Source organism: Lysobacter solisilvae, assembly GCF_016613535.2.
Lineage (GTDB): Bacteria > Pseudomonadota > Gammaproteobacteria > Xanthomonadales > Xanthomonadaceae > Agrilutibacter > Agrilutibacter solisilvae.
In genome coordinates, this window is sequence record NZ_CP071518.1 from 3,341,148 (window position 1) to 3,361,213 (window position 20,066).

General features: G+C 65.6%; 18 protein-coding genes and 1 pseudogene. 5 read left to right on the forward strand and 14 right to left on the reverse strand.

The window, feature by feature from the left end:
• Positions 1–217: 217 nt before the first annotated feature.
• A complete protein-coding gene (locus I8J32_RS14725; RefSeq protein ID WP_200615851.1) occupies positions 218–1,105 on the reverse strand; it encodes a right-handed parallel beta-helix repeat-containing protein in 888 nt (295 codons plus the stop codon).
• A 210-nt stretch (positions 1,106–1,315) separates the two neighbouring features.
• On the opposite strand from I8J32_RS14725, the gene I8J32_RS14730 reads away from it, so the two are divergent.
• Positions 1,316–1,453, forward strand: coding sequence for a hypothetical protein (locus I8J32_RS14730; RefSeq protein ID WP_200615852.1), 138 nt, complete (start codon positions 1,316–1,318; stop codon positions 1,451–1,453).
• Positions 1,450–1,716 carry a DUF6522 family protein gene (locus I8J32_RS14735; RefSeq protein ID WP_245156347.1) on the forward strand — a complete coding sequence of 89 codons (267 nt, stop codon included), beginning with the start codon at positions 1,450–1,452 and terminating at the stop codon, positions 1,714–1,716. The genes I8J32_RS14730 and I8J32_RS14735 overlap by 4 nt, the downstream gene beginning before the upstream one ends.
• Positions 1,717–2,387: 671 nt before the next feature.
• Here I8J32_RS14735 and I8J32_RS14740 read toward each other — a convergent pair.
• A complete protein-coding gene (locus I8J32_RS14740; RefSeq protein WP_200615853.1) occupies positions 2,388–3,809 on the reverse strand; it encodes a M20/M25/M40 family metallo-hydrolase in 1,422 nt (473 codons plus the stop codon).
• Positions 3,810–4,082: 273 nt separating this feature from the next.
• On the opposite strand from I8J32_RS14740, the gene I8J32_RS14745 reads away from it, so the two are divergent.
• Together I8J32_RS14745 and I8J32_RS14750 are read left to right on the forward strand one after the other, a co-directional pair.
• Positions 4,083–4,928, forward strand: coding sequence for a right-handed parallel beta-helix repeat-containing protein (locus tag I8J32_RS14745; protein ID WP_200615855.1), 846 nt, complete (start codon positions 4,083–4,085; stop codon positions 4,926–4,928).
• 193 nt (positions 4,929–5,121) lie between these two features.
• The gene (locus I8J32_RS14750) at positions 5,122–5,967 is read left to right on the forward strand and encodes a right-handed parallel beta-helix repeat-containing protein (RefSeq protein WP_200615856.1); all 846 of its coding nucleotides are present in this window, start codon (positions 5,122–5,124) and stop codon (positions 5,965–5,967) included.
• Positions 5,968–6,082: 115 nt separating this feature from the next.
• Here the strand turns inward: I8J32_RS14750 and I8J32_RS14755 are convergent, their stop codons facing one another.
• From I8J32_RS14755 to I8J32_RS14795, 10 genes are all read right to left on the reverse strand, one after another.
• Positions 6,083–6,895, reverse strand: coding sequence for an alpha/beta fold hydrolase (locus I8J32_RS14755; RefSeq protein ID WP_200615858.1), 813 nt, complete (start codon positions 6,893–6,895; stop codon positions 6,083–6,085).
• A 406-nt stretch (positions 6,896–7,301) separates the two neighbouring features.
• On the reverse strand, positions 7,302–7,898 hold the full coding sequence (locus tag I8J32_RS14760) for a hypothetical protein (protein WP_200615859.1): 597 nt from the start codon (positions 7,896–7,898) through the stop codon (positions 7,302–7,304).
• A gap of 56 nt (positions 7,899–7,954) precedes the next feature.
• The gene (locus I8J32_RS14765) at positions 7,955–8,227 is read right to left on the reverse strand and encodes a hypothetical protein (RefSeq protein ID WP_200615860.1); all 273 of its coding nucleotides are present in this window, start codon (positions 8,225–8,227) and stop codon (positions 7,955–7,957) included.
• A 110-nt stretch (positions 8,228–8,337) separates the two neighbouring features.
• A complete protein-coding gene (locus I8J32_RS14770) occupies positions 8,338–8,616 on the reverse strand; it encodes a hypothetical protein (RefSeq protein WP_200615862.1) in 279 nt (92 codons plus the stop codon).
• An 89-nt stretch (positions 8,617–8,705) separates the two neighbouring features.
• The gene (locus I8J32_RS14775) at positions 8,706–9,929 is read right to left on the reverse strand and encodes a BamA/TamA family outer membrane protein (protein WP_207526645.1); all 1,224 of its coding nucleotides are present in this window, start codon (positions 9,927–9,929) and stop codon (positions 8,706–8,708) included.
• A 228-nt stretch (positions 9,930–10,157) separates the two neighbouring features.
• Positions 10,158–11,303, reverse strand: coding sequence for a zinc metalloprotease (locus I8J32_RS14780; RefSeq protein WP_200615865.1), 1,146 nt, complete (start codon positions 11,301–11,303; stop codon positions 10,158–10,160).
• Between the two features lie 170 nt (positions 11,304–11,473).
• A complete protein-coding gene (locus I8J32_RS14785; protein WP_207526646.1) occupies positions 11,474–12,040 on the reverse strand; it encodes a NosD domain-containing protein in 567 nt (188 codons plus the stop codon).
• Between the two features lie 174 nt (positions 12,041–12,214).
• Positions 12,215–12,340, reverse strand: coding sequence for a hypothetical protein (locus tag I8J32_RS17890; protein ID WP_284691288.1), 126 nt, complete (start codon positions 12,338–12,340; stop codon positions 12,215–12,217).
• A 97-nt stretch (positions 12,341–12,437) separates the two neighbouring features.
• Positions 12,438–12,947 carry a DUF1993 domain-containing protein gene (locus I8J32_RS14790; RefSeq protein ID WP_200615867.1) on the reverse strand — a complete coding sequence of 170 codons (510 nt, stop codon included), beginning with the start codon at positions 12,945–12,947 and terminating at the stop codon, positions 12,438–12,440.
• Positions 12,948–13,262: 315 nt separating this feature from the next.
• Positions 13,263–14,348, reverse strand: coding sequence for a J domain-containing protein (locus tag I8J32_RS14795; RefSeq protein WP_200615869.1), 1,086 nt, complete (start codon positions 14,346–14,348; stop codon positions 13,263–13,265).
• A gap of 698 nt (positions 14,349–15,046) precedes the next feature.
• Between I8J32_RS14795 and I8J32_RS14800 the strand changes: the two are divergent.
• Positions 15,047–16,929 (forward strand): annotated as a pseudogene (locus I8J32_RS14800) (DUF885 domain-containing protein).
• Positions 16,930–17,177: 248 nt separating this feature from the next.
• Here I8J32_RS14800 and I8J32_RS14805 read toward each other — a convergent pair.
• Both I8J32_RS14805 and I8J32_RS14810 read right to left on the reverse strand, forming a co-directional pair.
• On the reverse strand, positions 17,178–18,104 hold the full coding sequence (locus I8J32_RS14805) for a pentapeptide repeat-containing protein (protein ID WP_200615871.1): 927 nt from the start codon (positions 18,102–18,104) through the stop codon (positions 17,178–17,180).
• 37 nt (positions 18,105–18,141) lie between these two features.
• Positions 18,142–19,698, reverse strand: a complete 1,557-nt coding sequence (locus tag I8J32_RS14810) for a hypothetical protein (RefSeq protein ID WP_200615873.1) — start codon at positions 19,696–19,698, stop codon at positions 18,142–18,144.
• Positions 19,699–20,066 lie beyond the last annotated feature (368 nt).

Here is a 20,066-nt window from a genome sequence, read left to right on the forward strand (position 1 = left end):
CGGCCCGTATCTGGCGCAACGCCAATCCGGACGGTGATCGGCCATGCAGGGCGCAGACTGAAACGGCACCGGAGGTAACGCCGGGGATCATCGATGCCCTGCGTCCCCCTTGTCTGTCCCAGTGGTTTCGCCTGGTCCCACGAGCCACCCACCTGGAGACGACGAAGCCCGCGTGCGCGGGCTTCGTGGTACTGCGTGCGCAAGCAACGGGAACTGATCAGAGCCCCAGGTGATTCCCACCATCGGAGCAGGTGCTCACCGGCGAAGCGAAGCCGCCGATCGTATTGCCATGCACCAGGGCCATGGCCGAGAAGCAGTCCACGCCGCTGCCGGGCCCGAACCCGACCAGGTCGTTGTCATGGACGCTGGTGCGCTGGCCTCCGGTGTTGTAGACGAAGATCCCGGCCACCGAACCCGTCCCTACTGAACTCAGGCCACGCACGCGATTGCCGGCGACGCTGCCCGCGCCGTACATCGTCTGGATGCCGTATGAGCCCGCATTGCCGCCACCGTTCGGGACGGGGGCCAGGTTGCTGATGAGGTTGTCGAGCACATCGACGTTGTACACGGCGTTGATCCCCACCGCGCCGCCCGGATCGCTGGTCGAGCCGCCGGTATCGAGCACCTTGTTGTGCTCGATGACCGAATCGTCGCCGACGAGAAAGATGCCGTAGTGGGTATTGCTGGAGAACCGGCTGTTTTCGATCACGTGTCCGGCCGACAGCGCCTGGCTTCCCTCGATCCAGACCCCGGAATGGAACCCGCGGATGTTGCAGTTCCGGACGGTGGCATTGAGGCGGTCCTGTGCCCGGATGCCCACCGCGAAGGTGTTCAGGCCCGCGGACAGGCCGCCGATCTTGAAGTCGTTGCAGTCGATGGTCACGTTGTTGGTGGCGATGAGGATGGCCGCGCCGACGGCGATGCCGGTCGACACGTCCTTGCGCAGGCACCACACGCCCTGGCTGCTGATCGTGACGGGCAGGCTGTCGATGAAGCGCCCCTGGCAGGCGTCGTAGCTCTGGGCGGCGCGTGCGGCGCCGGGGATGGTGAGCAGGCAGCCGAAAACAGCCAGCATGGCCAGCACAGGACGGATCGGGGTAAGCATGGATGCTCCGATATGAGGGCGCGGGTGAGGCCCGGGCCGACTCTAGCAGCCGCCACGGCAGGTCGAGGGTTCCTGCCGCGAGGCTCTGCGGCATCCAGCCTGCCCCTTCGCCACGCTGGTCACACGCCCGCCATGCCGGCACCTGATCCAGGTCATGGCCGACGCGCTCCACGCGGTCGATCATGGCGCTCCGTGGTGGAGCGCAGGACCATGAGCGAACTTGACGCACAGATCGACGAGGCAGATGACCAGGTGCCCGAGGACAGCCGCTGGATCGAGCGCCTCAGCGGCGCCGTCAGCGACTATGAAGTGATGGGCGCGGAGGACGCCGCGGGATTGAGCCTGTGAAGACCATTGCGCTGCAGCTGACGCATGCGGGCCCGGAGACCGCCGTCAGCATCGCCATCGATGGCGCCCTGGTGGCGCGCAAGCTCGGGCTCGAGACGGAAGCCTTTCGCCAGCTGATGGACAACCGCAAGGTGTCGGTGCTGTGCGAACGCGGCATCGGCCAGGACGCCGGCCTGTATCGGGCCACGTTCTACTTCGAGGATCGCCGCTTCCGCGCGATCGTGGAAAGCGACGGGCGCATCGTACAGACCGAGCCGCCCTAGCCGCCCGATGCGCGGCGCTGCTTCCGCGGAAGGCGGGGGATCCATGGACGCTGCGTACCGACGTCATCCCCGCGAAGGCGGGACGTGCTCCTCAACAGCGCAGCTGGTCATCCAGGGACGTTGCTTACAACACGTCTTTCCCGCGAAGGCGGGGATCCAGGGACGTTGCTTTCCGGCGTCTTCCCCGCGAAGGCGGGAAGTGCTCCTCAACAGCGCAGCTGGTCATCCAGGGACGTCACCCAAAGCACGTCATCCCCGCGAAGGCGGGGATCCAGGGACGTTGCTTACAACACGTCTTTCCCGCGAAGGCGGGGATCCATGGACGTCACCTTCAGTACGTCATCCCCGCGAAGGCGGGGATCCAGGGACTTGGCTCTGTTTGGCTCTTATTTGGACGCCGGCTACTGATTGCCCAGAAGCAACGTCCATGGATCCCCGCCTTCGCGGGGATGACGAACTCTGAGATTCTCGCGGACCCTGGATCACCAACTACGCTCTTGAGGAGTCCCCTCCCTTCGCGGGGATGACGAACTCTTAGATTCCCGCGGCCCCTGGATCACCAGCTGCGCTCTTGATGAGTCCCCTCCCGCATCCGCGGGCCTCACAACGAAAAGGCCCCGCAATGCGGGGCCTTCTCCATGAACCGAATCAGCCGGTTCCAGACCTGTCGCCTACTCCGCCAGCGCCTTCACCAGGTCGAACAGGTAATCGCGACCGACATACACCGAGCGCACCTCGAGCCGTTCATTCAGGCCGTGCGCGCCGTTGCCATCCGGATCGCCCCACATGCCCGGCACGCCATAGGTCGGGATGCCCACGGCCGACATGTACAGGCCGTCGGTGGCGCCGGTCGACATCGACGGGATCACCGGCACGCCGGGGAAGTACTTCGCGCTCAGCTTTTCCATCGGCCCGATGATCGCCGGGTCCAGCGCCGGCGACTTGGCCAGCGGCTTGTCCTTGCGAGCCAGGTCGATGGAAATCTTCGGGTTGCCGATGGCCGCGGCCAGCGCGTCCTTGATCTCGAGCGGCGTGTGGCCGGGGAAGATGCGGCAATTGACGTTGGCCTCGACCCGCTGCGGCAGCGCGTTGACCGCGTGGCCGCCGTTGATCATCGTCGCCACGCAGGTCGTGCGCAGCATCGAATGGAAGCCCTTGTCGGTGTTGACCACCTTGGCCGCCTTCTCGTCGGACGGGTCCTTCGCCAGCGCGACCATCGCCGCGCCCATCTCGTCCTTGCGCGAGGCGCCGGCGCGCGAGAAGAAGGCGCGCGTGGTGTCACTGAACTCGGCCGGGAACTCGTGCGCGCCGACCTTCAGCAGGGCCTCGGACATCGCGTAGATCGCGTTCTCGCGCACCGGCTGGGAACTGTGCCCGCCGGGATTGGTGGCGACCAGGTGGTAGTCCTGGTAGATCTTCTCGCCGACCTGGATCGACTGGGCGACGATGTGGCCCTTGCCGTCGGTGTCGCCGCCGCCGCCTTCGTTGAGCGCGAAGGCCGCGTCGATCAGGTCACGCTTGTTGTTGGCCAGGTACTGCGCGCCGTTGAACGCCGTGTCGGTCTCCTCGCCGCAGGTCAGCGCCATCTTGACCGTGCGCTGGGGCTTGTAGCCCTCCTGCTTGAAGCGGATCAGCGTGTCGGCCCAGCTGGCCGCCATCATCTTGTCGTCGGCGATGCCGCGCGCGTAGTAGTAGCCGTCCTCCTCGACCAGCGTGTACGGATCACGCACCCAGTCGGCGCGCTTGGCCGCCACCACGTCGATATGGGCCAGCAGCAGGATCGGCTTGAGCGTGCTGGACGTGCCGGGATACACGGCCACGATCCCGCCCTCCTTCGGATGATCGGGCACAGAGAACTGCGTGATCTGGTCGTCGCTGAACCCTGCCGCCTTCAGGCGCGTCGCGATCTGCGCCGCCGCCCGGGTGCAGTCGCCGCTGGTGACCGAGGTGTCGGTCTCGACCAGCTCCTTGTAGAGCTCGAAGAAGCGCTGCTGGTCGGGACGAAGCGCGCCCATCTTCCCGGTCGGCACCTGCGCCGACACCGTGCCCGCGACGAACGCCGTTACCGCCAGTGCAATCAATGCCGATCTCATGAACCACTCCCCGAATTGAATGTCGCGCGAGCCGCGCAGTCCGTGCCCAATCGATGGAGCCTGGGCCCGGGGCTGATTCTTACAATATCTGAACGAGCAAGGATGGGCGGTCGACAGGCCTGGGCGCCGGCGGGGAGAGAAAGGCGTGGCCGGGCAAAGGCTGGGGTGGCTTTGTGCAAAGTCGGGGCGGGCTCCTGCCCGCCCTGCGTGACCGCCCGTCCCCACCTATGCCGTTCCTCGGGGTTACTGCTTCGAACCCGAAGGCCCCAAGCCATGATCAACCCGCTGCGTTCGCTCCTGATCGGCGCCCTGCTGCTCTCGCCCCTCGCCGCCCGCGCCGAGACCCATGCGACCTGCGCCGGCTTCATCGACTCGCTACCCACTGTCATCGATTCCCAGGGCACCTGGTGCCTGCGCCATGACCTCAGCACCGCCATCACCGTCGGCACCGCCATCGAGATCACCACCAACAACGTCACCATCGACTGCAACAACTTCAAGGTGGGCGGCCTGGCCGCGGGCATCAGCTCCAAGACCTCGGGGATCAGGACGTCCTTCCGGCAGAACATCACCGTACGCAACTGCAACCTGCGGGGCTTCTTCATCGGCATCAACATCTACGGCGGTTCCGGCCACCTGGTCGAAGACAACCGCCTCGACAACAACACCCTCTTCGGCATGTACCTGTTCGCGGAAGCCGCACTCGTCCAGCGCAATCGCGTGTTCGATACCGGCGGTTCGCCCGGCGAGGGCGGCCCTACGGGCATCTGGGCCGTGGGTGACATCATCGACAACGTCGTCTCCGGTGTCTTCGGCGATGCCGTGAACACCTCCCCCACCGGCATCATGCAGACACTCGACGGCGGCCGCGTGGTCCAGGGCAACCGCGTCAACGGGCTGGTCACCTCCGGCACCGGTACCGCGCGCGGCATCAGCGCATCCAGCTTCAGCACCCGCGTGCAGGGCAACCACATCACGGCCCAGACCATGACTCCCGGCATCGGCCTCGACGCCGCCAGCGGGACGAGCTTCTGCCTGGAAAACACGGTTTCCAACTTCCAGACGTCGCTGCAGGGCTGCGGGTGGAGCGTGGGGAACCTGGCGTTGAATACGCCTTGATGAGGCGGTGAGCGGACGAGCAGGATCGCTTGATGACCTGCCTGCCTCATTTCAGACACGACGGACGAGGTGAGCTCGCGTGACCGGCCCGGAGAACGCACCGCGCGGGCCAATGGCCCCCGTCCCCTATATCCTCGCCCGCACCTGCCCCGATCCTCGGGGTAATTGCTTCGAACCCGAAGGCCCACAGACCATGATCAACCCGCTGCGTTTGCTCCTGATCGGCGCCCTGCTGCTTTCACCCCTGGCCGCCCGCGCCGAGACCCATGCGACCTGCGCCGGCTTCATCGACTCGGTCCCCACCGCCATCAACACCCAGGGCACCTGGTGCCTGCGCCATGACCTCAGCACCGCCGTCACCATGGGCAGCGCGATCGAGATCAGCACCAACAACGTCACCATCGACTGCAACAACTTCAAGCTGGGCGGCCTGGCCGCGGGCGTCAGCTCGATGGCCATGGGCATCAGGACGGCCAACCACCAGAACATCACCGTGCGCAACTGCAACGTGCGCGGCTTCAACATCGGCATCAACTTCTACGGGGGCGCCGGCCACCTGGTCGAAGACAACCGTCTGGACAACAATCTGGTGTATGGCATCTACGTGTATGCCGGCAACTCCCTCATCCGGCGCAACCGCGTGTTCGACACCGGCGGCTCGCCTGGCGAGCCCGCGCCCACCGGCATCTGGGCCTCGGCCAACATCTTCGACAACGAGATCTCCGGCGTCTTCGGCAGCGCCGCGAACGTCTACCCCCGGGGCATCGTGCACATGCTCACTGGCGGCGGCGTGATCCAGGGCAACCACGTCAGCGGGCTGGCCACCTCCGGCGCCGGCACCGCGCAGGGCATCGCCGCCTCCAGCAGCGGCACCCGCGTGCAGGGCAACCACATCTCGGCCCAGGCCATGACCAACGGCGTCGGCGTCTACGCCCCCGGCGGCGCGAGCTTCTGCCTCGAAAACACGGTCTTCAACTATCAGACGCCACTGCAGGATTGCGGGTGGAGCGTGGGGAACCTGGCGTTGAACTCGCCTTGATGGGCGGGGGCGGCGGCGTCGATTGACCAGCCAGGTCGATCAATTGCCTCCGTCCCCATTATTCGGTGCCCGTCGCAGCGCCCGGACGGGTCAGTGCCCTTCGTCTCTTGATCCCTTAGTCCGCCGCCACGAACCGGATCGCCTCGGCGACGGCCTTGGGATTCTCGCGGTGGATGTTGTGCCCGGTGGCGTAGTACTTGTGCATGCCGCGCGACACGCCTGCGAACAGGTTCGCGTGCTGGCCCTTCCACAGGGCCTTGCCCTGCGCGGTTTCCTCGAACACGAACGGGTCGGCCGCTACCTGTGTCGCGGTGAGCAGTGCTACCGGTACGTCAGGCAGTTCCGGCGCGCTGCGGGGCGCAACGGCGGCGTTGTCCAACTGGGCGATCAGCAGCTTGTAGTCCTCCGCCATGGCCGGCGGCAGCATCGTCAATAGCGCCTTGTCGTCGGCCAGCACGCGCTCGCGATCGGCGTGCAGGAAGGCGGTGCGCTGCCCCATGGTCGCCGGATCGACCAGCACCAGGCCCCGAAGGCGCTGCGGATGCTGGCGCGCGAACTCGGTCGCCAGCAGGCCACCGTAGGAATGGCCGACCAGCACGACCTTGCGGCCGGGCGCCAGCGCGTCGATGACGGCGCCGAGGTCCTGCACATGCTGATCGATTGTCTTCGGGGCACCGTCCGTCCCGGACTTGCCCAGGCCAGCGCGTGCGTAGGTGATGCAGGTGCAGTCGGCGCCCAGCTTGGCGATCGTGTCCGTCCACACGCCGGCGCCCTGGCCAAAACCGGACTCGAACACAACGGTGACGGGCCCCTGCCCCTGCTGCTCCGCCTGCAGGCTGTAGCCCGTGCGGGCCACCTGCGTTCCGGTCGACTGTACGTCCGCCGCCTGCACCGTCGTCGCCGCGCATGCCAGCGCCAACGTCAGCATCCATCCCTTGGTCCCGAACGTCTTGCCCACTCATCACCCCCGCGTTGTTGATGTGCGCAGTGTGGCGGAATGAATGGAAGTGGCGCAGTGCATTTGGTCATGCATGTGAACGCAGGCGGGAGTGCTTGGCATATGTCGCCTGCGTTGGGCCTAGCCGCGCAGCGGCTTTGGCCGGAACCCCTGCCCGTAAGCCACCTTCAACTCGGCGAGCTCCTGCGGTGACAGGTGATACGCAAAGACCTGCAGTACAGGGGACGGAGGGAATTAAGGTCGCTTCTTCCCTCCCGCTTTTTCAGGAGTGGCGACTCCGCGTGGAGTCGCCCGTCGCAGGCATCGGGCGGGTTGGTTACCCCCTCTTTGATTGCCGAATCAAGCCGAGCCGCGAAGCTTCCGCTTGGATGAACTGTCAGGCAAGGCCCGCGTCACCCTTGAGCCGCCCTCTTAGGTACTTACCAGAAGCTCCCGCTAGCTCGCTCCTGTCAAAGAGCTTGCCTTGGAACTGGAAATCGCGACCAATGCGAATGATGAGCAACTGTTCAAAATCTCCCTGACTCTTGACGAGCACACGATCGCTGGTTTTCTCAGGCGAGATCGTCTTTACCTCGACAAGCTTTCCGGCAATCGTGCCGTCAGAGCCAGCCCTGTGGGTTGCATGTCGACGAAGTCCGAACTTGATCTCGGCATAGATCTCTCCGAGCTCTCCCCAGACCTGCAAGTATCTGCCTGTGTTCTCGAAATGGCGCTCAGCGCATTCGACAAGATCCTGGAAGATTTCAGTTTGCTCAAGGACGCTGTAGGGAAATCCTTCCCTGCTCTGAAATGGCTCGCTTGGCTCAATCGAGTAGGCGTCATCTTCCGGCGCTTCTTCAAGTTGAGAGTCGACCCAGTCCCGATCTATGTAGCTCCACTGCCACGGCGCTAGACCAGAGCTGGCGGCGTCGGCGATCTGCTCTGGGCTATAGCCGCGCTCCTGCATCTCATGAAGAAAATCCCAATCCCCCATGGTCTCTCCCTAAGCGACTTCGACTCGAATGAATTGTTAGGCCCCAACCCGCGCAATCACAGGCAATCCCCATAACTGCACGCGGTGAAGAGGCCAAGAAAGAGGAACGCCGGCAACAGTAAGGCGAGTGCAAAAAAAGTGGCCACTACGCGGCCCGCCACTTGCTTGTAGGGGTAGATCAATACCGCTGCCACGGATGTGATCAGGCCGGTGATGAGCGCCGGAAGTGACCACGGCCAGTCTGACGCACTGGCGCCGGACCAGTAGCCAGAAGCGGTGCCGACCCAGGCGATTGCCAATCCGAGTAGTACGCCTGCAGCCGAGCGCATCAGATGCTCCACGGTCGAGCGTGCCGTGACTCTCCCGGTTGCCGGGGCAGTTGATTCCGGAGATGCGTAAGGATTCTCGGACATTGCTGTGCGGCCTGACCCCCGCCCCCTCAATCCCGCGCCAGCCCGCGCGCAGCGGCGGCCGCGGCGCGCAGGACCCGGATGTAGTCCTCGCGCGCCCTCGCCGCCTGGGCGATAGCCGAATCCAGGCCCTCGAAATACGACGCCACCAGCGCTTGCGCGTTGAACTGGTCGCTCAGCTCGGCCATCGTCTTGGCCACCGTGTCGCGGACATGCCAGTCCACGTTCATGCCCTTCTCTGCTTTGATGGCGAGGTCGACGACGCGCAGCAGGTGCGGCGTCACGAGACCGACGACAGTGGCTTTCATCCTTTCAACCCTGGCTTCCGGAACCCCGCAAGATTACCGCGACGGGCGGCGGGGGCGGGTTAATTGCCTCCGTTCCCATTGATTGCCCCTCACCGCCACGCGCTGCCCACCGTCACGTAGACCGCCTCGTCCTCTGCCCCCCAGCCGTAGTCGAGGCCGGCGTACAGGCCCATCCGGCGCGCGATGAGGTAGCGGAAGCCGGCGCCCTTGGCCACGGCGCTGGCGGTGTCGCCGAAGCCGGCCTTGCGGCCCCACGCGCGCCCGGCCCCGGCGAAGCCGACCAGCGCCCAGCGCGGGGTGAGGTTCCAGCGGGCTTCGGCCTCGAGCACCGCGGTGCGGCGGTCCTCGTAGCGCACGGCGGGGATGCCGCGCAGTTCGACGAAGGGCTGCATGTAGAACGGCACGTCGCCCTGCGCCGCGCGCACGTCGACGCGGCCGCCCAGCACCAGGCGGCCGTCGGCCAGCGGCCAGTAGGCGAACAGCTTGCCGCGGTACGTCTCGAACACGGTGTCGCTGCCGAAGGCCTTCGCGTAGGAGACGCCTTCCAGCGCCCCGATCCAGCCCGAGGACGGGGTGAAGCTGTTGTCGCGCACGTCCATCTCCGCCAGCAGGCCGAGCCCGGAGTTGCGCTCGCCGAACTCGCGCGGCTCGAAGTACTGCGCGTCGGACTCGATATCCAACTGCGCCTGCAGGTCCAGGTACAACCACTTCAGCCCCAGGTACAGGTCGCCCTCGCCGATGCGCCGCTGCACCTGCTGCAGGCTGCCGGTGCCTTCGATGGTGTAGGCGATCTGCCGCGTCGGGCCGGGCCCGTCGATGTAGTAGTCCAGGTTGATTTGCGGCCGCCCGAGCAGGCCGCGATAGCGCCAGCGGTCCTGCCGGAAATGCATCACGGCGCCCAGCCCGTAGCCCTGGGTGCCGTTCTCGGTCTCGAGGGCGACCACGCCGAAGATGTCCGGCGTTATGGGCCGCACCTGCCCCGAGGCGGTGGTCCGCGTGGGCGGCCCGTCCGGGCGCCGGAAGAACAGCAGCGCCAGCCCGCCGCCGTAGCCCACCGCCGGCTCGGTGACGATGACCGGCACCGGCAGCGCGCCCTTGCGATCGAGCAGCCAGGTGGAGGCGTCGAGCTTGCCGTCGTCGGGGTCGCGGAAGCTGGCGAGGCGTTTGGGTTTGGCGGGCGCGGCCGGTGGCGGCGTTGCGTTGGGACTGCGCGCGGCCTGGTCCGTGGCCTGGTGGGTGAGCTGCGCCGGATTCGCATCGGTCGGCTGGGCCGTCGCGAGGACCGGCGCGCACGTCAGCAGGGCCGCGCACACGGGCAAGCCCCACCTGATCCGCCTGAAACCGTCGCCTCGCATGCGACCTCCGTGGTCGGCCAGCGTGGGCGCCGCCGGTGGCGGGTCGCGGGCCACCGGGACACGAGCGCTTCGTCCGCGAAACGATGCCAGAGCGGCGTTAGGCCGGGGTGTAGGGGCGCGAGGGGAGTTTCGGGATGGCGATGGCGGGTCGAGACCCGCCCTATACCCGCCGACCGCTCGCACCGCTCAGGCCGCGAGCACGGCCTCGCACAGGCGGTGCTCGCTTTTTTCCATGGCCAGGTCGACCGATTGGCGGGCGCTCGCCCGGGTTTGTTCGAGCAGTTGCCGCGCCAGTGCGGCGTCACCGGCGCGGGCGGCGGTGAGGGCGCGGCAGCGCAGACGCAGGGTGGGATAGTGCCAGTCGGCGTCCGCGTCGAGCCCGTGTTCGAGCTCGGCGTCGTTCGGGATTCCCGCCATCGCCCGGGAGAAGCGGATCTCGCAGCGGAGCTGGGCGATGAAGGCCTCCAGGCCGGCCTGCTGCTCCACGGGCATGGCCGCAACGCGCTCTTCGAGGACGTCATGCAGCGCCGCGGCGCGGTGCCAGTCCAGGCGGTTCTGGTCGGCCTTGAGCACGAACCACAGATGGACCAGCGGCATCGGCGCGGGCTGGGTTTCCAGCAGCGCCACCTGGTCGGGCGGCAGTTGGTCCGCCGTCGTTCCCACGGCCGACAGGCCATTGAGGCGGGCGAAGACCAGTTCGGGCGCTGCCTCGTCGCGGGCGCGCAGCCAGCGCAGCAACATCAGGCCGTCGCTGGCGGCATGCTTCTGCGTGGGCAGCAGGTTCGTCAGCGCGAGCGGCAGGTTGATCGAGGCGAAGGAGAGCAGCAGCCAGCAGGCGCTGCCGCCTCGCTCCCACAGAGCGGCCGCGAGCAATGCACACAGCCCACCCACCAGCGCGTTGGCCGCCGGGCCGGCCACCGTCATGAGCATGCACGGCGCGCGCATGGGCACGCGCGGGTCGGGGAACGCCACCACCAACCCGGCCAACTGCGGCTTCTTCCGGTTCCAGCGCACCCGCCACCCGCGGCGCTGCGCCTTGAACTCCAGGCGCCCGACGCTGGCGTGGAAGACGGTCATCCCGCTGGCGCGGGCGCCCAGCACGTGCCCGCCCTCGTGCACGGCGACCGCCAGCACCCACAGCGCCACGCACAGGAAGATGCCCAGGAAGCCGAGGTCCTCGCGCCAGAACGCGACCGCGACGCAGCAGCACGCGACCGAGGCGACAATCGCCAACCAGTTCAGCACGCCCTGAAGGACCTTGCAGGCCAGCTGCGCTGCAGGCGGCGGGTTCCAGGCGAAGTCGGAGGGCGGGGGCGTGGCGGCGTCTTGCATGCGGGCGTGGTGCGGGGAAACGGGCGTCAGTCTACTGGGGCCGGGGCGTCGGGGCCCTGCCCGGAGAGGTCGATCAACCTGACCCCTTTAGGGCCGGAGTTTTTCTGCATGGCGATGGCGGGTCGAGACCCGCCCTATGCGCGTTAGCTCCGTCGCCATTGATCCCGGACTCAAGGCAGCACGGCGTTGCCCCCGGCGTCGGTACACATCGACAGGGGCGTGGTGAAGCTGCTGATGACGTTGTCCTTGGCCGCAGCGCTACCCGCGCTGGGGGTGCAGATCACGCCGTAGGTGCCGCCGTTGCCGGCGATGACGTTGCCCAGGGCCACCGCGTTGCCGCTGTACGCCAGCAGGATGCCGCGTGCAGTGCCATAGCCGTCCGGCGTGATCTTGCGGATGCGGTTGCCGGCGACCGCGCTGCCGGCGCTGCCGACCAGGTAGATGCCGTGGACGGTGCCATTGCTCCCGGCGCGGGCGGTCACGCCCACGATGGTGTTGTCGAGCACGTCGGTGCCCCAATAGCCCGAAATGCCCACCGCGTCGGTCTGGGCGGTGCTCAGCCCGGTGTCCATGACGAGGTTGCGCCGCACCACCGAGCCGTCTCCGTCCACGGTCACGCCGTACCACGTGTTCGCCTGGAACCGGTTGTCTTCGACGATGTGGCCGCCGGACGACCCGAGGGAGGTGCCCTGCAGGAACACGCCGCGGGCGAACCCGCGGATGTTGCAGTTGCGCACGGTGATGTTGAAGCGGTTGGACGCGGCAATGCCGTTGGACAGCGTGCCCGCGCCCGCGGTCAGGCCGCCCAGCTTGAAGCCGTTGCAATCGATGGTGACGTTGTTGGTGGCGATGTTGATCGCATCGGCGAAGGTCAGGCCGGTGGACAGGTCCTTGTTGAAGCACCAGGTGCCCTAGGTGCTGATCGTCGCCGGAAGCGTGGCGATGTACCCGGTGCAGTTGTCGTAGCTTTCCGCGGCGCGGGCGGACGGGACGAACACGAGCGCGAGGAGCAGGAGGGCCGGCAGACGCAGGTTCATGGGATTCCCAGGTGGGTGACCGGCGTCCACTGTACCCAAGTACCGCCCCCCCGCACCGCGGGCACCTGACCGTTCAAGCCCCGCGCGGGTGCCTTCGTCAGTAGCTGCCCATGTAGTCCTTCTTGCCGATCTCCACGCCGTTGTGGCGCAGCAGGTCGTACGCCGTGGTGACATGGAAGAAGAACTGCGGCAAGCCGTACGCCAGCAGGTAAGCCTGGCCGCCGATGCTGCGTTCCTTCGGCGTGCCGGGACGCAGCACGACCTCGCGCTGGTCGCTGCCTTCGAATCGCGCCGCGTCCAGGCCACCGATGAAGGCCAGGGTCGCCGCGATCCGCTGCTGCAGGTCGGCGAAGGTCTCGTCGCCGCCCTCGTAGGCCGGGACCTCTTCGCCCGCCAGCCGCGCCGACACGCTGGTGGCGAAATCACAGGCGACCTGCACCTGGCGCGTCAACGGAAACATGTCGGGGAACAAGCGCGACTGCAGCAGCGCGGCCGGGTCGATCTTGCGCTCGGTCGCGTGGGCTTCGGCCTTGGCCAGGACACCGCCCAGCGCAGCGAGCATCTGCTTGAAGACGGGAACGGACGCGGCGTGCATCGAGAGGGACATGGGGGACTCCAGTGTTGTGAGTGCGCGCATGGTAGCTGGCGAGCGTGCGTGGTGCGGTTACGAGCCCTGGACAGAGTGGACTTGTCCGGCAGCAACGACGGCACACTTACAGCACCCTCACTTTTGCGAGGCCATCAAAGCCCAAGTGGGGCGCGCCGCGGGCCCGAAGAAGATCGGTCGGCCGCGGAAGGATGCAGCAGACCGCGAAAGGCGACTCCGACCCCTGTTTCGTGTTTCGTAACTGCGTCGGGGCAGCAGGTCGCCGGGACCGCGCGGGGTATTACCTCCGCCCCTTCGAGCGCAAAATTCAAATCCTTAGAACTCCCCTTCGGACAATGAATACGTCTGCATGTTGCCATTCGCAACCTTGAATAACGTCAATCGAATTGAGCTGTAGCGAGTGCCGTCGGCGACCCGCTCCTCCTCAAGGTCAAATGCCTCTGACCTGGCTAGCGCACCGGTATCCAATTCACGGTACCGGACATCATAGTGACCCACATTCACTTTTCGAACCGTAAACGCACCGTGCGCAGGAATGAAGAATTGCCGCACTGGCTTAGCAATAGAACCAATAGCAACGAGTTTCACGAGCACATCCGAATCGTTTTCGGTGTTGTCGACCGTAACCTCAGATAGCCCTCGAGTGTTCAATCGAGGCTCCCCGGTCATGTATCCGGCTCGAGACGGCCACGCTTTCCCGTTTGGCGCAAGCGCCGGGCGCAAGTATGAAGCCTGCCCGGACTGAGACTGTCGCACTGCTTCCGATCGCGGAATATTGACGGCATTCGCCTGGTCCGACGATTCAACTGCGGTACTCGCATTCTGTGAGGACGAATCAATTGCCCCCTCTGCGTCTTGGACCATTGCAGGCTCTGCGGAGGGCTCTCGCACATAGGGCGCCGGACCTGGAGGTGGTGGGGCCGGGTCAGCGAACTGCGAATAGATGAAGAAGCCCGCCAGTAGCGTAATGGGCCACGCGGCAATCGCCGCAGTGAAGACCACTCGCACCAGCCGCCCAACGTGCTCGGCCTTTGTCTTGCGCGGGGGGCGTGCTCCGAGATGCGAACGAACACCTGCGCCACTAGCCGCCGGCCTAGGCTGATACGGTTCATGTGGAGAGGTGCCGGGGGTTGCTCGACCGGATGTTCCCCCAGCATTGCCGAAAGGCTCGGACCTAGTTTGACCCTCTTGCGTCGCCTGCTCGGCAGGGCGCTGTTCCTGCCGCGAGATCCATTCATCGTGTTCAAGGCGACGCACTGGATCCGACAATACTGCATAGGCCGCGTTGATAACGGCCATTCTCTGTGCCGCCTGCCCGTCGCCGAGATTCTTGTCTGGGTGGTACTTTTGAGAAAGTGACCTATAGGCCGCGCGGATCACTTCTTCCGGAGCATCGCGCATGACCTTTAGATTGTCGTAGTGAGTATGAAGCCTGCCCATCCCTTCCCCCCGAAGGAACTCGTGCGGTCCCTATCTAACCGCAGATTCTTGTTCAACGCCATTCCCGGGGGAAAATGGGTCAGGTTCACTTTGAAAAAGCATGACCACCCTTTTTCGCTTGGATTGGTGGTGCTGTCCGGCAGCAGGGCTGTCGTCACAGCTCGCTATCCCCATCGCAGCCCCCCCGCATCAACTCCCCATGATTCCGGGGCCGAGCGAATCAGTTGCCTCGTCCCCTTCAATTTTTGCTGAAGCGGGAAGCACGTGACTATCCGCCGGGCCCAAATGCCCCTCGGCGCGACCCAATGGACCCAAAGCCCGACCCCCGTGGCACAAATGGGGACAGGATCAATTTTTCCTGACAATGCCCCCTTCAAACACGTTTCCCCTCCGCACTTTTCCCTTACAGCATGGTCCCCTTCCGACTGGCTGCACCCAACTCTCCAAAGCGGTCGAACAACCGCTTCGAAGCCCGGGTCAGAGTGGACTTTCGCGGCAGCACTGCGGTCATGCCCGGTGGAAGCTCGCGCGACCCGGCCCTGCCCCATCAGGCCGTTAGTCACCTCCTCCCCATTAATTGCAATGCCCACACTCGGCAAACCCTGACTCGACCGGATCGGAATTTTTTGGCTGCTCCCTACCCCGGTGACCTTTGGCCCATGTCGGCTGCGGGCCCTGCCGAGGAGGCTTGCGCGTCCCGATCGACCACTGGCCTGGAGTTCCCGATGACCGCACGTTTGCCCGCCCTGCTCGCCCTCGCCATCGCAGCCGCGCTCGCTGGCTGCGGCAGCACGCAGGCCTCCACCTCGACCACCACCGCCACTGCGCAGGTCGCCGAAAGCAAGGGCGAACGCCTGGCGAAGCTCTATGAGGCGTACTGGGAAGAAAGCCTGCAGCTCAATCCGATCCAGGCCACCTTCCAGGGTGACAGCCGCTACAACGACCAGTTGCCGGACTTCCTGTCCGCCGAATATCGCCAGCAAAGCCACGCCTTCACCCAGCGCTGGCTGGACGCCGTCGAAGCGGTCGGTCCGGAAGGCCTGCAAGGCCAGGACCTGCTGAGCTACCAGATCTTCGTCCGCGACGCGAAGCAGTCGCTGGAAGCCGAGCAGTTCCCGAGCTGGATGCTGCCGATCCACCAGATGGGCAGCATCGCGAGCATCGCCGTGCAGTTCGGTTCGGGCAGCGGCACGCAGCCGTTCCGGACGGTCAAGGACTACGACGATTGGCTCGCGCGCGCCAACCGCGTGCCGGTGCTGTTCGACAGCGCCATCGGCAACATGCGCCAGGGCATTTCCGCCTGCGTCGTGCAGCCCAGGGCGCTGATGGTGAAGGTGGTGCCGCAGCTGGCCATGGTCATCAAAGGACCGGCCCGAAGACACGATCTTCTGGGGGCCGATCAAGAACCTGCCGGCGGACTTCTCCGCCGCCGACAAGGCACGCCTGACCGCTGCGTACCGTGAGATGATCGGCCAGCGGATGATTCCGGCGTTCAAGGAGCTGCGCGATTTCATCGCCAACGAGTACATGCCCAGGACGCGCACCGCGCCCGGCATGGACGCATTGCCCGATGGCCAGGCCTGGTACGCGTTCCTCGCGCGCCAGTACACGACCACCGGCAAGTCGCCGACCCAGATCCACCAGATCGGCCCTGGACGAAGTGGCCCGCATCCACGGCGAAATGCGCCAGGTGATGCAGGAGGTCGGCTTCAAGGGCTCGCTGCAGGACTTCTTCCACTTCATGCAGACCGACAAGCGCTTCAGCTTCCAGAGCGAGGAAGCGCTGCTGGCGCACTACCGCGCGGTGGAGGCGAAGGTCAACCGGAAGATCCCGGAACAGTTCCTGCTGCTTCCCAAGGCCCCGTTCGAGATCCGCCCGGTCGAACCGTTCCGCGCGCAGTCGGCCGCCGCCGGCGAGTTCTACCCGTCGAGCGAGGACGGCAGCCGTCCCGCCATCTTCTACGTCAGCACCTACGACCTGCCCACGCGCAGGACGTGGCTCGCCCAGGACCTGTTCCTGCACGAGGCCATCCCCGGCCACCACTTCCAGTTCTCGCTGCAGCAGGAGCTGGCCACCATGCCCAAGTTCCGCCGCTTCGGCGGCGAGACCGCGTTCGCCGAGGGTTGGGGCCTGTATGCCGAATCGCTGGGCAAGGACCTGGGCGTGTACACCGATCCGTACGACTACTTCGGCTACCTGCAGAACGAACTGTGGCGCGCCATCCGCCTGGTCGTCGATACCGGACTGCACAGCAAGGGCTGGACCCGCGAGCAGGTGATCCGATACATGCTCGACAATTCGGCCGAGTCGGAGACGCAGTCCACCGCCGAGGCCGAGCGCTACATGGCCGTCCCCGGCCAGGCGCTGGCGTACAAGATCGGCGAACTGAAGATCCAGGAACTGCGCCACCGCGCCGAGGCCGAGCTCGGGGCCAGGTTCGACGCGCGCGAGTTCCACGCCGAAGTGCTGAAGGATGGCGCGGTGCCGCTGGAGGTCCTCTCGGCCAAGATCGATCGCTGGATTGCGACGAAGAAGGCTTGAGGGGTTCGCCCGCGACGTGGGCCGGCCCACGGAGGGAATCGCCTCCGTCCCCTTTTTTCCGCGTGCCCTACCTTGCAGGCCAAGGGCGCTGTTGGCGGGTTCCCGGTGAAGGAGGACGGCGTGGGTGTAGCGCGGTCCGGCATTGGGCGTGCCGGAAACGGGCGCCTCTGCTAGTGCGGAGGCGTCGGGCGCCACCAGGAGGGGGCAATCACCCTGCCCCCTTCAAGCCAGGTCCTGGAGGGCCACCCTCATTTCAGGGTAGTGAAGCGCCGCCCGTCCGAATGCACATGGACCTTTACGCGCTCGGGATGGTCAGCCGCAAACTGCTGAGCAATATTCGGCGGCAGTTGAGCACCTCGCACGCTCTTTGCCTTGAGAAGCTGTTCGACTAACAGCCCGGCAACGTCCCGGAAATCCACGCCAGCCAGATCCGCATCTTGAAAGCTCGCGCCGGTCACATCCGCTCCCGAAAGATCAGCTCCTCGAAGATTCGCGCCAGAAAAACTTACCCGGACGAGCGTTGCCGTTCTAAAGCTGCATCCGGAGAACTCACCGAACATGCACCTGGAGTTCTTCATGAATGCCCGCTCAAACCTTGCCCCGGAACACCGCGCCGCGACCAGGTAACATCCTTTCATCTTCGCGTCCGTAAGCACACAGTTCTTCAGCACTGCGTCACCCAGATCAGCCCCCCAAAGCTTGGCTCCGGTCAGGTCCAAGCCGCGAAGATCAGCCTGCTTCAAGAAGCACTCATACAGGTCGATCTCCCTGACCCGTTCGTTTGCCAAGCGCTTCACACACCCAGCGATCCTGAAAGCGGACTCGGGGGTTCTCCATGGACGGAAATCGTCGATTTCCTCCTGGAATCGAGTGATCGCGTGCTTTCGTTCCAGGCTTTTGGTCACCCAAGACAAAACAAAGGCAATGATCACCAAATCAAGCAAGAAGCCGTGGGCTTCCGTGATGAACCCAACCCAGAAATCAGCCTCCCCATAGAGACCTAGCGAGTAGGTCAAGAAACCTCCCGAGCGGTCAAATAACACAGTGACAGCGATTAGAAGAACCGCGTACCCCGCTATGGTCCAGCCCACAATCCTGAGCTCGGTGAACTTGACGGAAAACAATGACATCTCAACCCTCAAAATGGAAAAGTGATCAGATTCGTTGTTGAGCATGCGGCAGGTTCATTCTTTCGAACGTCAACCTACGAGCTCAGGTGTCCGGCAACTCCACCTGCAGGTACTCGATCGGCAGATTGAAGTCCGCTCGCAAGCGCGCGACAAAGATGTTGGTAACCGCGTCCAAGGCAGGTTCGCCGACGACGAACAGCTTGACCGGTTCCAGCCCACCTTGACGGAAGCCGTACTCCAGCAGTTGGCCCATCGCCAAACGAACCACCTCGGCGGCGCTGTCAGCGACCTTGATTTCATAGAGATGGCAGCGGCCATCCGGTAAGCGGGTGATCGCATCGGCGAACCCACCGGTCCCGGTGGGGTATTCGGTCCAGACGCGATCCCTTCCCAACTCGGTAGCCAACCGATCGAAAAGGGCTGTCTGAATTGCATTGTGTCGCAGCGCGATGATTCGCTGCGCCGGAGGAAGTTCCGCGAAAGCAGCGAGGGCACGCGGCTGATGCCCGGGCGGGACGGCCGCTCGGGCCGTGCGAACACTCAACTGATCCGCGACGAACCACGGGAACATGTTGCGAGCCAGGATGTCGTCGAACACCCCGAGCTGGTCCAGGTGCCCCACCAACGCCTGCGCACTTGCCGCCCAGCTGCCGGAGCGGGGCCGAATGAAGCCAGTGTGCTGAACAAACCATCCCAGAACCTCGTTGTGCCTGTCGCCATCTACCGTCGTGTGGTAGCGGGCCGGATGCACACCGGCAAAAGCCCGAGCAATCAGCAGGCGGGGCACCTTTCCAATGCGGCCCTCGGCCTTCCACCGCTCGAATCTCTCCACGATCCGATTGAAGCTCGCCGGGCTCCCGTCCGAATGGATCTGGCGAATGACTTCCAGCAAGTCGTTACGCATCGCCTCGACGGTCTCGTACTTCAGCAAGCCCGGCCCGGCATTGCTGATGGCGTTGTCCGGGCTTTTCCAGACGATCTCAAACACGTCCTGAGGGCGGTCCTGGCGCAGTGCTTGGCTGATGGCCTGGGTTGTTTCGCGATAACGCGGCATCCATCGCGTCAAGAACCAACCATTCGGATCCTTGAAACCCTTCAGGAAGGCCACCGCTTCGGCGTCCAGCGTTGGGGGCGCAAGGCTGTCGTTCTCCTCCCCGAACGCCCCCGCCTCCGAGGGGGCGTCCTCCGATACCGCTCTGGGCGACGGCCTGCCTTCCAGGCGCGCCCGAGCGGCTTCGACCGCGGCAGCGGAGAACTCGCCCGGGAAGCGGTCGATGATGGCTTCAAAGCTGAGCGCCTGCAGCCCGGCTTCTTCGAGTACTTCGAAGCCCTTCGACGGCTGGCGGCTGAGCACCATGCGTTCTGCGGCGATGAGCGCGCCATGCCGGTCCAACATCTGTCGCGTGCGGTTGGCGCGGAAGGTCCGTTCCTTGAGCCGGCTCTGTTCGTCCTCGTAGGCGTAGAGGGCGATCGCAATGGCCTGTTCCGCGGGAGTACTGAACCCCTCCTCCGCGGCCTGGAGCTCGCTGGCACGTTGCAGGGCCCGTGCCCCCAGTTCCGGATGCCCGAGCCGCCGCGCGTTCTCCGCCAGCCTGCGAGCGTCGTCTGATGTCTTTAGGCGCGCGATGCGCTCTTCCATGGTTCCCCCCTGGTAATGCGCAGGGATTCTGGCATGGGTGAGGCGGCACGCACGCGCCCTTCAGCCGGACCCAAACGCTCTCCGGCGCGACCCAAGCGATACTCAGCCCGACTTACGCGCCCCTCGCAGCGACCCACTCGACCCTCGCCGCGACCCAATACCCCCTCGGGGCGAACCAAGTGCCCCTCGCCGCGAACCACACGCCCCTCGCCGCGAGCCTCGCGCCCCTCGCGGCGACCCCAGCGACCCTCGCACCGACGCACGCGACCCTGCGCGCGACCCAAGCAACCCTCGGCGCGACCCATGCGCCCCTTGGCCCGGACCACGCCACCCTCGGCACGAGCCACGCCACCCACGCCCCCAACTGT

Excerpts from the sequence above, each read along its gene's own strand:
- I8J32_RS14765 (WP_200615860.1), bottom strand. The coding sequence starts at position 8,227 with ATGCGCTCGGCTGCAGGCGTACTACTCGGATTGGCAATCGCCTGGGTC.
- I8J32_RS14780 (WP_200615865.1), bottom strand. The coding sequence starts at position 11,303 with ATGCAAGACGCCGCCACGCCCCCGCCCTCCGACTTCGCCTGGAACCCG.
- I8J32_RS14760 (WP_200615859.1), bottom strand. The coding sequence starts at position 7,898 with ATGGGGGATTGGGATTTTCTTCATGAGATGCAGGAGCGCGGCTATAGC.
- I8J32_RS14795 (WP_200615869.1), bottom strand. The coding sequence starts at position 14,348 with ATGCGCGATGCTCCGGAAGAAGTGATCCGCGCGGCCTATAGGTCACTT.
- I8J32_RS14805 (WP_200615871.1), bottom strand. The coding sequence starts at position 18,104 with ATGCTCAACAACGAATCTGATCACTTTTCCATTTTGAGGGTTGAGATG.
- I8J32_RS14745 (WP_200615855.1), top strand. The coding sequence starts at position 4,083 with ATGATCAACCCGCTGCGTTCGCTCCTGATCGGCGCCCTGCTGCTCTCG.
- I8J32_RS14750 (WP_200615856.1), top strand. The coding sequence starts at position 5,122 with ATGATCAACCCGCTGCGTTTGCTCCTGATCGGCGCCCTGCTGCTTTCA.
- I8J32_RS14755 (WP_200615858.1), bottom strand. The coding sequence starts at position 6,895 with ATGCTGACGTTGGCGCTGGCATGCGCGGCGACGACGGTGCAGGCGGCG.
- I8J32_RS17890 (WP_284691288.1), bottom strand. The coding sequence starts at position 12,340 with ATGAACCTGCGTCTGCCGGCCCTCCTGCTCCTCGCGCTCGTGTTCGTC.
- I8J32_RS14740 (WP_200615853.1), bottom strand. The coding sequence starts at position 3,809 with ATGAGATCGGCATTGATTGCACTGGCGGTAACGGCGTTCGTCGCGGGC.
- I8J32_RS14810 (WP_200615873.1), bottom strand. The coding sequence starts at position 19,698 with ATGGAAGAGCGCATCGCGCGCCTAAAGACATCAGACGACGCTCGCAGG.
- I8J32_RS14725 (WP_200615851.1), bottom strand. The coding sequence starts at position 1,105 with ATGCTTACCCCGATCCGTCCTGTGCTGGCCATGCTGGCTGTTTTCGGC.
- I8J32_RS14770 (WP_200615862.1), bottom strand. The coding sequence starts at position 8,616 with ATGAAAGCCACTGTCGTCGGTCTCGTGACGCCGCACCTGCTGCGCGTC.
- I8J32_RS14730 (WP_200615852.1), top strand. The coding sequence starts at position 1,316 with ATGAGCGAACTTGACGCACAGATCGACGAGGCAGATGACCAGGTGCCC.
- I8J32_RS14790 (WP_200615867.1), bottom strand. The coding sequence starts at position 12,947 with ATGTCCCTCTCGATGCACGCCGCGTCCGTTCCCGTCTTCAAGCAGATG.